9 protein-coding genes and 2 pseudogenes are annotated in these 10,622 nt (G+C 74.3%); 6 read left to right on the top strand and 5 right to left on the bottom strand.

Going from position 1 to position 10,622, the window contains the following annotated elements; genetic code table 11:
• The coding region (locus tag A2U95_RS07805; protein WP_420856976.1) for a decaprenyl-phosphate phosphoribosyltransferase at positions 1-942 on the top strand (942 nt) is incomplete at its 5' end.
• 181 nt (positions 943-1,123) lie between these two features.
• Positions 1,124-2,026 (top strand): YihY/virulence factor BrkB family protein, encoded by a 903-nt coding sequence (locus A2U95_RS07800; RefSeq protein WP_166021467.1) that lies wholly within the window; start codon positions 1,124-1,126, stop codon positions 2,024-2,026.
• A 445-nt stretch (positions 2,027-2,471) separates the two neighbouring features.
• Here A2U95_RS07800 and A2U95_RS07795 read toward each other — a convergent pair.
• A pseudogene (locus A2U95_RS07795) lies at positions 2,472-3,860 on the bottom strand (D-alanyl-D-alanine carboxypeptidase family protein); the annotation flags it as partial.
• 139 nt (positions 3,861-3,999) lie between these two features.
• On the opposite strand from A2U95_RS07795, the gene A2U95_RS07790 reads away from it, so the two are divergent.
• The 3 genes from A2U95_RS07790 (at position 4,000) to A2U95_RS07780 (ending at position 7,387) form a co-directional block, all read left to right on the top strand.
• Positions 4,000-4,242, top strand: a complete 243-nt coding sequence (locus A2U95_RS07790) for an SCO4848 family membrane protein (protein ID WP_166021465.1) — start codon at positions 4,000-4,002, stop codon at positions 4,240-4,242.
• A gap of 56 nt (positions 4,243-4,298) precedes the next feature.
• Positions 4,299-5,705, top strand: a complete 1,407-nt coding sequence (locus tag A2U95_RS07785; protein ID WP_240957240.1) for a metallophosphoesterase — start codon at positions 4,299-4,301, stop codon at positions 5,703-5,705.
• A gap of 128 nt (positions 5,706-5,833) precedes the next feature.
• Positions 5,834-7,387, top strand: coding sequence for an ABC transporter substrate-binding protein (locus tag A2U95_RS07780; protein WP_166021464.1), 1,554 nt, complete (start codon positions 5,834-5,836; stop codon positions 7,385-7,387).
• A 199-nt stretch (positions 7,388-7,586) separates the two neighbouring features.
• Here A2U95_RS07780 and A2U95_RS07775 read toward each other — a convergent pair whose 3' ends face one another.
• The 3 genes from A2U95_RS07775 to A2U95_RS32545 are packed head-to-tail and all read right to left on the bottom strand — an operon-like array spanning position 7,587 to position 9,350.
• Positions 7,587-8,414, bottom strand: coding sequence for a TetR family transcriptional regulator (locus tag A2U95_RS07775; protein ID WP_277350869.1), 828 nt, complete (start codon positions 8,412-8,414; stop codon positions 7,587-7,589).
• Positions 8,415-8,436: 22 nt separating this feature from the next.
• Positions 8,437-8,940 carry a thiol-disulfide oxidoreductase DCC family protein gene (locus tag A2U95_RS32550; protein WP_166021463.1) on the bottom strand — a complete coding sequence of 168 codons (504 nt, stop codon included), beginning with the start codon at positions 8,938-8,940 and terminating at the stop codon, positions 8,437-8,439.
• Entirely contained in the window at positions 8,937-9,350 is a 414-nt protein-coding gene (locus A2U95_RS32545) for a hypothetical protein (protein ID WP_166021462.1), read from the bottom strand. Before A2U95_RS32545 ends, A2U95_RS32550 begins: the two co-directional genes overlap by 4 nt.
• A gap of 145 nt (positions 9,351-9,495) precedes the next feature.
• On the opposite strand from A2U95_RS32545, the gene A2U95_RS31990 reads away from it, so the two are divergent.
• Positions 9,496-9,969, top strand: coding sequence for an NUDIX domain-containing protein (locus A2U95_RS31990; protein ID WP_240957239.1), 474 nt, complete (start codon positions 9,496-9,498; stop codon positions 9,967-9,969).
• Between the two features lie 51 nt (positions 9,970-10,020).
• Here A2U95_RS31990 and A2U95_RS31985 read toward each other — a convergent pair.
• Positions 10,021-10,622, bottom strand: a pseudogene (locus A2U95_RS31985) (hypothetical protein); the annotation flags it as partial.

The following is a 10,622-nucleotide window of genomic DNA, read 5'->3' as shown; positions in this document are numbered from 1 at the left end:
GGGCCGCGCGCCCGCCCCGGCGGCGCTCCGCGCCCGGCGCCGCCCCGCCGCCCCGGACCGGGCGCGCTGCTCGCCGGGCTGGTCCGCACCGCCCGCCCCCGGCAGTGGGTCAAGAACGTCCTGGTGGTGGCCGCCCCGGCCGCCGCGGGCCAGCTCTTCACCACGGCCGCGTTGACCCGGCTGCCGCTGGTCCTGCTCCTCTTCACGGCCTGCTCCGCCGCCGTCTACCTGGTCAACGACGCCCGCGACGCCGAGTCCGACCGGGCCCACCCGGTCAAGCGCCACCGCCCGGTCGCCGCCGGACAGGTGCCGGTGCCGGTCGCCTACGCGGCCGGCTGCGCCCTCGCCGTGCTGGCCCCGCTCGCCGCCGTGCTGCTCTGCCCGCCGCTGACCGCGGCGGTGCTGGCGGCCTACGTGGCGATGCAGCTCGCGTACTGCCTGCGCCTCAAGCGGGTGCTGGTGGTCGACCTGGCGGTGGTGGCCGCCGGCTTCCTGATGCGCGCCATGACCGGCGGCATCGCCATGGACATCCCGCTCTCCCGCTGGTTCCTGATCACCACCGGGTTCGGCGCGCTCTTCATGGTCGCCGCCAAGCGCTACTCGGAGGCCGTCGAGATGGCCGGCCGGGGCGGGGCCACCCGGGCGCTGCTCACCGAGTACACGGCCGGCTACCTGCGCTTCGTCTGGCAGCTGGCGGCGGGCGGCGCGGTCCTCGGGTACTGCCTGTGGGCCCTGGAGACCGGCGGCGTCCCGCAGACCGGGCTGCTGCCCTGGCGGCAGCTGTCCATGATCGCCTTCATCCTGGGGGTTCTACGCTACGCCGTGTTCGCCGACCGCGGCACGGCGGGGGAACCGGAGGACGTCGTGTTGCGGGACCGCCCGCTGGCCGTCGTCGCCCTGGTGTGGGCGGTGCTCTACGGGCTGGCGGTGACCGGCTGGTGAAGGCGGCCCCGGCGGCCGGCCGCGCCGCGGCCCCGGCCGCCCGCCGGGGCCCCGGCTCCGCCTCACGTCGCGCGGGATCCGGTCGCCGGCGCGGGAGCCGGCACGACACCGGGCACGACGGCCCGGTTCCGGGGTATCAGAACCCTTGTCCTCCGCACAGAGACGGAAACGGGGTCGTGGGATGGACTGGCTGAAGAACCTTCCCGTCGTCGGCCCCTGGATGGCCCGGCTGATGGAGACCCACGCCGGGCGCGCCTTCGAGCGGCTGGACCAGGTGAAGTGGACCCGGCTGGCCGCCGCGATGACCTTCACCAGCTTCCTCGCGCTCTTCCCGCTGCTCACGCTCACGGCCGCCGCCGCCGCGGGAACCCTCTCCACCGCCCAGCAGCGGACGCTGCAGGACAAGACGGCCGAGCAGGTGCCGGGGATCTCCGACCAGCTGAACATCGAGGAGCTGGTCGCCAACGCGGGGACGGTCGGACTGATCGCCGGCGCGTTGCTGCTCTTCACCGGGCTGAGCTGGGTCGACTCCATGCGGGGCTGCCTGCGCGCCGTCTGGGAGATGCCGGACCCGGACGAGAACATCCTCCTCACCAAGGCCAAGGACCTGGGGGTGCTGTTCGGGCTGGGCGGCGCGGTGCTGACCACGCTGGTGATCTCCACGGTCGCCAGCGGCATGGTGGGGCGGCTGGCGCGGGCGATGGGGCTGGACGAGGGCGGGGTCGGTGGCGTCCTCCTCGGGATCGCCGCGTTCGCCGTCGCCGTCCTCGCGGACTTCCTGCTGCTGCTGTACGTGCTGCGGATGGTTCCCGGGGCCCACCCCTCCAAGCGCCGCCTGGTCGAGGCGGCGCTGATCGGCGCGGTCGGCTTCGAGCTGCTGAAGCTGCTGCTCAGCGGCTACATCCAGGGGGTCGCCGCGAAGAGCATGTACGGAGCGTTCGGTGTGCCGATCGCCCTGCTGCTGTGGATCAACTTCACGTGCAAGCTGCTGCTCTACAGCGCGGCCTGGACGGCCACCGCCAAGTCCTCCTCCCCCTCCACCGCCGCCGCCGCCGTCGCGCCTTCCGCCACCGCCACGGTGTGACGTCCCCGGCCGCCCGCGGGAGGCCGGGGACGCCGTCTCAGGCCGGCTGGCCCTCGCCCTTCTCCGCGGCACGGGGACCGGACGCCTGCTGGGGCATCGTGGCCTCGGCGGTTCCGGCCGGCTCGGCCCCCGCCGCGTCCTCGGCGGCGTCCTTGTCCTCGGCGCTCCCGTCCGCGTCGTCCGCGTCGGCGGCTGCGCCGGAACGCCCGGCCTTCGTGCCCGTCGCGCCGGAGCCCCCGGCCTTCGCCTCCGCGTCGGCGTCGGCACTCCCGGGCTTCGCGTCGGAGGCGCCGGCGTCGCCGTCCGCGGCGTCGGAGCCCCCGGCCGCGCCCTGCGCACCGGCGTCCGCGCCGCGCCCCGCCGGCCCGCCGTCGGAGCCCCCGGCCGCGCCCTGCGCACCGGCGTCCGCGCCGCGCCCCGCCGGCCCGCCGCGCGGGCCCGTGCCCGGGAGGGGCCAGCGGCGGTGGATCAGGAAGCCGCCGCCCGCGAGGAGCACCAGCACGCCCCCGACGATGGCGAGCGGGATCCACACCGGTCCCGTCTCCTCCGCCTCCACGGACGCCGTCACGGTCTTCGCCTCGTCACCCGCCGGTGCCATCGCCGCCGGGGACGCCGACGGCGAGGCGGACGCCTGGGACGCGGGCGGCACCAGCTCACCCACCGGGGTCACCTTCCCCGCCGCCGCGAACCCCCAGTCCAGCAGCAGCGCCGTCTCCTCGTAGACCCGGTTGAGCTCCTTCTTCCGCGGGTTCATGACGGTGACCAGCAGCACCCTGCCGTCCCGCTCCGCCACGCCCGTGAACGTCGCCCCGGCCTCGGTGGTGTTGCCGTTCTTCACGCCCGCGATGCCGCGGTACTGGTCCACCCCGCTGCCGGTGAGCAGCCGGTTGGTGTTCTGGATCTCGAAGTTGCCGCGGGTCGTCCTGCCGTTCTTCCCCTTCTTCGTCTCGCCAGGGAACTGCGCCCGGACCGTCGACGCGTACGCGCGGAAGTCCTTCTTCTGCAGCCCCGAGCGCGCTATCAGGGTGAGGTCGTAGGCGGAGGAGACCTGGCCCTCGGCGTCGTAGCCGTCCGGGCTCACCACGTGCGTGTCCCGTGCCTGGAGCTCCGCGGCGTGCGCGTTCATGTCGGCGACCGTCTTGTCGAGACCGCCGTTCATCGCGGACAGCACGTGGACCGCGTCGTTGCCCGACCGCAGGAAGACGCCGAGCCACAGGTCGCGGACCGTGTAGGTCTCGTTCGCCTTGATGCCGACCAGGCTGGAGCCGGAGCCGACCTTGGAGAGCTCCTCGTCCGTCACCCTGTGCGTCTCGGTGGCGGGCCAGTGCCCCAGCAGGGTGTCGGCGAAGAGCATCTTCAGCGTGCTCGCCGGAGCCAGCTTCCGGTGCGCGTCGTGCGCGGCGAGCACCTCGCCGCTCTCGGCGTCGGCGACGATCCACGACGTGGCCGAGAGGCCCTCCGGAAGCTCCGGCGCGCCCGCGTTCGGCGCGACCTGGGTACCGGGAACACCGAGCCGGGCGCCGCCCACCGTCGACATGGAGCCCGCGGCCGGAGCGTCCTTCGCCGCCCCCGGGGAGGTCGGGCCCGAAGCGCCGGAGGACGAGCCGCCCGCGGCCTTCGACGGGGAGGACGTGACCTTGGAGGTGGGGGCCGGCCCGGCCGTGGACGCGGAGCCCGGGAAGCGGCTGCCGGGCGACTTCGGGCCCGGCCGGGCCGGCTGTGCCTGGGCGTCGCCCGCGGTCAGCGGTACGGCCGCCAGGCCGAGGACCAACGAGAGCAGCGCGGCGGAAGCGGTCAGGGCGGGTCGCTTGGCGGTCTTCTTCGGTGCGGGCACGGACGAGAACGTACATGCCAAGGACGGCACGGGCGTACCCCCTCGGTGCCCCCGCCCTCCGCAGTGATTCCCGTCGCACTCCGCCGCCCGATCACCGCTCCGGTCCCCGGCCCCGCCGCCCGGCGGCGATACTGGCCGCATGAAGCTCAGCCGACCCGTCTCCTGGTTCCTTCTCGCCTTCGGGGTGTGGAGCTGGGTCATCTGGATCACTTTCGTCAACAACCTCTACAAGGACGGCAGCGGTCTCGCGTTCGACGACGCGGGGAATCCGACCGGGTACTTCTGGGTCCACCTGCTGCTCGCGGTGGTCTCCTTCGTACTGGGGACGGTCGTAGGGGTCATCGGGTTGCGCGGAATCCGCGCATTGCGGCGCAACTCATAGTCGTCGGCGCCGCCGTCGGCGCCCAACCGCACACAGGAACAGGGGACTCAACGGACGTGGGCGTCGTATTCGTGCTCGTCGCACTGATCGTGGTGGCCGCGCTGGCGGCCCTGCACTGGTACATGTGGCGGCGTCTGGTGCGGGACACCACCGTCCCGAGGAGCCCGGCCCGGCGGCTGGGCACCGCGCTGTTCCTGCTCGGCGTGGTGCTGCTGTTCGGCGCCATGACGAGCCGCGGGGAGACCCTGCCGTTCTCGCTGCGTCAGGCCGTCGCCTGGCCGGGCTTCCTCTGGATGGCGGTGATGATCTACGTCCCGATGGCCCTGATCGTCACCGAGCCGCTGCGTCCGCTGCTGCGCCGCGCGCTGGCCCGCCGCGACGCCCGCCGTGCCGCGGAGGAAGGGGCTCCCGCCGCCGGGGCCCGGAGCGGACCCGACGCCGGTCTTCCGGCCGCCGCCACCGCCCTGGCCCCCGCTCCCGGGGCGCGGCTCACCGCGAACGCCGCCGCGTCCGGCGGCGCCGGCGACGGTGCCGGCGCCCCGGCCGCCTCCGTGGCCGTGGAGCCGGACGGGGAGAGGACCGGCGACGAGGGGGCGGCCGACGAGGGCCGGGAAGCGCCCGCGACGCCCGCGGAGGGCCTGTCCCGCCGCCTGTTCGTCGCCCGTTCCGTCGGCGCGGTGGCCGCCGTGGCCGGTCTCGGCACCGTCGGCGCCGGCACCTACGGCGTGCTGAACGGCCCGACCGTCAAGCGGGTCACCGTCCCGCTGGCCCGGCTGCCCCGGGCCGCGCACGGGTTCCGGATAGCCGTGGTCAGCGACGTCCACCTCAGCCCGGTGCTGGGACGCTCCTTCGCCCAGCGCGTGGTGGACACCGTCAACTCCACCCAGCCCGATCTGATCGCCGTCGTCGGCGACCTGGTCGACGGCACCGTCCGCGACCTGGGGCCGGCCGCCGCCCCGCTCGCCGGTCTGCGCGCCCGGCACGGCGCGTACTTCGTGACCGGCAACCACGAGTACTTCTCCGGCGCCGAGGAGTGGGTGGACGAGGTCCGTGACCTGGGCCTGCGCCCGCTGGAGAACGCGCGCACCGAGCTGGCCCACTTCGACCTCGCCGGCGTCAACGACATCGCGGGCGATGACCACGGCCAGGGCCCCGACTTCGCCCGTGCGCTGGGCGACCGCGACACCTCCCGCGCGGTCGTGCTCCTGTCCCACCAGCCGGTCACCATCGACGAGGCCGTGGAGCACGGCGTCGACCTGCAGCTCTCCGGTCACACCCACGGCGGCCAGCTCTGGCCGGGCCCCTACCTCGCCGGGCTGGCCAACCCCACGGTGGCCGGGCTGGAGAAGTACGGCGACACCCAGCTCTACGTCAGCCGTGGCGCCGGCGCCTGGGGGCCGCCCACCAGGGTCGGAGCGCCGTCGGACATCACCGTGGTGGAACTCGCGTCCCTGCGGGCGTGATCGGGCGGATCCCGGGTTCTGGCGAACTCCTTCCCCACGCGTCACACCTGTGGTTCAGTGTGGCCGCCGATGTGAAGGTCTGAGGAAGATCGGCGACATCTGATGTGTCGGGCCCTGGGGAGGGACCTGTGCGCTCGGTTCGGGTGCGGATTCTCGCGACTGTGCTTGTCCTTGGCGTCGTCGGCGTCGGCGCGTGGCAGTTGATGCCCGACGCCGAGGCGGACGCCAAGCCCATCGTGGTCGGCACCAGCGACGTGGTGACCTCGCTGGACCCGGCCGGCGCCTACGACGCCGGCTCCTGGGCGGTGTTCTCCAACGTCTTCCAGACGCTGACGACGTACCAGCCGGGCAGCACCCAGCCGGTGCCGGACGCCGCCGAGGAGTGCGGGTTCAACGGGGACGACGCGAAGGTCTACGTCTGCGAATTGCGCGAGGGGCTGAGGTTCCCCAGCGGCCGCGAGATGACCGCCGAGGACGTGAAGTTCTCCTTCGAGCGGGTGCTGAAGATCGATTCCGAGGTGGGGCCCGCCTCGCTCTTCTCCACCCTGCGCTCCGTCGAGGCCGACGGCAGGGAGGTGACGTTCCGGCTCTCCAGCGCGGACGCCACCTTCCCGTTCAAGGTCGCCACCGGCGCCGCCTCGATCGTCGACAGCGAGGCGTACCCGGCGGACGAACTGCGCGGCGGAACCGGCGTGGACGGCACCGGCCCCTACCGGCTGACCTCGTACGAGGAGGGCGAGGAGGCCGTCCTCGTGCCCAACCCGGACTACCGGGGGGCCGTGGAGGACAGGGCCACGCCCGTCACCCTGCGGTACTTCACCGACTCCGCGGCACTGGACGAGGCGTGGAAGAACCGCGCGATCGACGTCGCCTCCCGGGAACTGCCGCCCGAGACGCTCGCCGGGATGTCGCCCGCCGACCCGGACCACCGGATCTCCGAGAGCGACGGTTCCAGCACCAACAACCTGGTGCTGGACGTCCGTCCCGGCACTCCGCTCGCCGACCCCTCGGTGCGCAGGGCGATGGCCTGGCTGATCGACCGCGACAAGATCGCGGCGACCGTGCTGGACGGCACCGTCGAGCCGCTGTACTCGCTGATCCCGGCGGGCTTCACCGGCCACAACACCGCCTTCTTCGACGCCTTCCCGGAGCGCGACTCGGACAAGGCCCGCGAGCTGCTGGAACGGGCCGGGGTCCGGACGCCGGTGCCCGTCTCCCTCGGCTTCCCCAGGATCGGCACCAGGGAGAAGGAGGCCTACGAGCTCAAGGAGCAGCTGGAGGCGGAGGGCCTCTTCCTGGTCAAGCTGGAGGGCCGCGAGTGGAACGCCTTCCAGAAGGACTACGCCAAGGGCGAGTTCGACGCCTACACGCTCGGCTGGATCGCGGACTACCCCGACCCGGACAACTTCTCCGCGGCGCTGATCGGCACCGGCAACAGCATGAAGAACGGGTTCGGCGACAAGCGGATCGACGAACTGATCCTGCGGAGCCAGTCCTTCGGCGACCGGACGCGGGCGGTGCGGACCTTCGAGGAACTGCAGAAGCTGACCGCCGAGAAGGTCCCGATGATCCCGCTCTGGCAGCGCAAGGAGTACACGGTCACCAGCAAGGACGTCGGCGGCGGCCAGTTCCTGAACGACGGCACCGGGGTCTTCCGCCTCTGGCGCCTGGGCTGGCTCTGACCCGTCCCGCTCCCGGCGCCGCCGGGGACCGGGGTTCCCGCGGTCGGGATCCGCCCGGCGGGCCCGTCGGGGTTGTGGACGCAGCGGTCCGTCCCCCACCCGGAGCGGACGAGGACCGGCTCCGTCCCGTCCTCCCGCGTCGCGCCGGCGGCCTGCCGGCGCTGCCCGCCCCTCCACGGGGAACGCCCGTCCGCGCGCCTCAGGGGGACGGCCGCTCCGTCCGGCGGCCGGGCGTCCCCGCGTCGCCGTCCTCCGCCTCCGGCCCGTCCTCCGCGTCCGGGCCCGTCCCCGCCTTCCGGTCCGCCTCCGGGGCGGTGTTCCGCGCGGTCTCCGGGTCGGCCATGCCCGGCAGGAAGTCCGTGAACAGCTCGTGGACCTCGCGGACCAGGGGCCGCAGCACCCGGAAGCGGGCCAGGGAGACGCCCAGGGTGGTGAGGCGGGCGCCCCGCTCGGCGAGCCGGTAGCTGCGCTCGCGGCCCGGGGTGCGGTCGAAGACCCAGTAGACGACCAGGCCCATCAGGGACAGCCACATCAGCTCCGGCAGGGTGTCCTTCAGCTCGGCCGGCACCTTCGCCCTCGACCCCGCCAGCACCTCGCGGAAGATGCCGATGGACTCCTCGCGGGGAGCCCTGGAGTCGGGGGAGAACGGGCTCAGCGGGGAGTCCGGGTCGGCGGCGTTCTTGAAGAACTGCGCGGCGAACTCGTGGTACGGCTCGGCCACGTCCAGCCAGGCCGTGAGCACGCCGGCCAGCCGGGCCTGCAGATCGGTCTCCCGGTCCAGGACCGACCGGACCGCCACCCGGTGCTCGGCGCCGATCCGGTCGTAGAAGCCCTGGATCAGGTGTTCCTTGCCGGAGAAGTAGTAGTAGGCGTTGCCCACCGACACCCCGGCCTCCTGGGCGACGGCCCGCATGGTGGTGCGGTCGTAGCCCCGCTCCTGGAAGAGGCGCATCGCCGTCTCCAGGATCAGCGTGCGGGTCTGCTCGCTCTTGGGCCTGGGGGCTCTGGGTTCCTTCGGTTCGGGCACGCCCCGAGCCTAACCAGTGCCCTCAGCCCGCGGGGCACGCCCCGTCGGGGCAGCCCGGGGCGTCGAGGGTCCAGCCGAGGCCGGGGTGGTAGACCCAGCCGTCCTCCCGCCGGTACGCCCCGCCGCCCCAGCGGCCGGGCACGTCCGCCGCGGCGGCGCCCTTCAGGTGGGCCCGCCACCTGGAGGCCGCGAGCACCGCGGCGCGCGCCACCCGGGCGCCCGCCGGAGTGCTGAGCCGGTGGGAGAGCGGGCGGTGCTCGCGCAGCGCCCACAGGCAGACGATCCAGGCGGTCGGCCCCGTGTAGACCTGGCCGGCGTCGCCGACCACCGTGATCTCGTCCAGCGTGGCCCCGTGGTCCAGGCCGGGGAAGCGGCGCCGCGCCTCCTCGGAGGCGGCCGGCACCAGGTCCAGCCGGACCAGCGCGGGCTGCCGCCGCAGCCAGTCCCTCAGGTGCCGGCAGAGCGGGCAGTCGGCGTCGTAGAGCACCGTCAGCCCGGTGACCGGCACCCGGCCCCGCGCGCTCACGCCCCGGCCGGCGCGGCGGGCGGGGCCCACGCCTGCGGGTCCACCGGCGGGACCTGCTCCCGCTCCATCCGGCCGCGCCGGCGGATCCGGCCGAGCACCCAGACGTTGCCCAGGTGCAGCACGCCGAGGACCAGCAGCACCACACCGAGCTTGGTGGAGAGCGCCTCGAAGACGCCGCGGGTGCTGGTGACGGTCTCGTCCCGGTTGAGGTAGAGGGCCACGAAGCCGAAGTTCACCAGGTAGAAGCCCACCACCAGCAGGTGGTTGACGGCCCCGGCCAGCTTCTCGTCGCCCTTCATCACGTCGGCGAGGAAGATCCGCCCGTTGCTGCTGAGGGTGCGTGCCACCCAGACCGTGAGCCCGATGCTGACGACCAGGTAGACGACGTACGTGATCACCGTGAGGTCCATGCCCCCACCTTCCTTGAACGCGTTCAAAAACGCTGACGGGTATGAAGGTAGACCTCTTTTTGAACATGTTCAAGCGGAGGCCGCCACCCGCCGCGCGGCCGACGGCCGGGGTTCGCGGGGGAGTTCACGCGCCTACGCTGGAGGGGTGACGACTCCCAAGCGGCTCATCGCCTCCCTCTGGAGGCGGATCCGGGGCTCCTGGCAGTGGCGGATCCTCTGGCTGGCCAACGCGACCTACATGGTGGGCGTGACGGGCGTGGTCCGGGACGACCGGGGCCGGGTGCTGCTGCTCCGGCACCGGCTGTGGAACCCCGACCTGCCGTGGGGGCTGCCCACCGGGTTCGCCAAGCGGGGCGAGGAGTTCGGGCGGACGGTGGTCCGCGAGGTCAAGGAGGAGACGAACCTCGACGTCCGGCCCGGCCGGCTGGTCCGGCTGCGCAGCGGCTACCGGCTGCGGCTGGAGGTGGCCTACGAGGCGGAACTGCTCGGCGGGGAACTGGTCATCGACGACTTCGAGATCCTCGAGGCGAGGTGGTGCGACCCCGGGGACCTGCCGGAGGGCCTCCAGCCCGCCCACCGCGAACTGGTCGAGGGCCGGGTGGATCCCCCGCGGGCGTGACGCCGCCCCCGGTGGCGGGGGCCTGCGCCGGTCCGGCCGGCCGGCCGCGGGTCAGCGGTGGGAGGAGGAGTGGCCGCGACGGGCGGTGTCGCCGTTCCCGCCGTCGCCGCCGTGGCCGTCGTGCCCCCGGCGGGAGGACTCGCCGGAACGGGGGCCGCCGCCCTCGCGGGGGGCGTCCCGGTCCGGGCGGGCGAAGGCGCCGGAACCGCGGTCGTCGGCCGTCCGCCTCCCGTCCGCCGCCCGCTTCCCCTCGCCGTCGGCCGCCCGCCTCCCGTCGTCGTCGCCCCTGCCGTCCCGCTCCTCGTCCGGCTCGGCCCTGCCGCCGCCCGGCGGGTCGCCGCCGTCGTCCGTGACGCGGCCGCAGTAGGCGGACACCTCCGCGCCTCCCGCCGCCGCGTCCAGCCTCCGCCGCTGGTCCGGCGTCAGCGGCCTCCCCGCCAGGAAGTCCCGGCAGGCGGTCCGCAGGGACTCCCGCGCACCGCGGCCGCGGTCCTCGCCGTGCCCTCCCGATGACGTTCCGCCGTCCGGGTCCGCGTCCCCGCCGCGGCCGTTCCCGTTCCGGTGCCGGTGGTCCGCTTCCCCCGACGTCACCGTGGGGGAGCCGGAATCCGGACCGTCCTGCGCGGACACGTCGCCGCCCGCCCCGCCGTCGC

The organism is Streptomyces chilikensis (genome assembly GCF_001642695.1).
Classification (GTDB): Bacteria; Actinomycetota; Actinomycetes; order Streptomycetales; family Streptomycetaceae; genus Streptomyces; species Streptomyces chilikensis.
Note: the sequence above shows the minus strand (reverse complement) of the source record. Positions and strands in the feature narration are given on the sequence as shown.

Bases quoted from the DNA above. Each gene is read 5' to 3' on its own strand.
- A2U95_RS07800 (WP_166021467.1), top strand. From the start codon at position 1,124: ATGGACTGGCTGAAGAACCTTCCCGTCGTCGGCCCCTGGATGGCCCGG.
- A2U95_RS32545 (WP_166021462.1), bottom strand. From the start codon at position 9,350: ATGGACCTCACGGTGATCACGTACGTCGTCTACCTGGTCGTCAGCATC.
- A2U95_RS07790 (WP_166021465.1), top strand. From the start codon at position 4,000: ATGAAGCTCAGCCGACCCGTCTCCTGGTTCCTTCTCGCCTTCGGGGTG.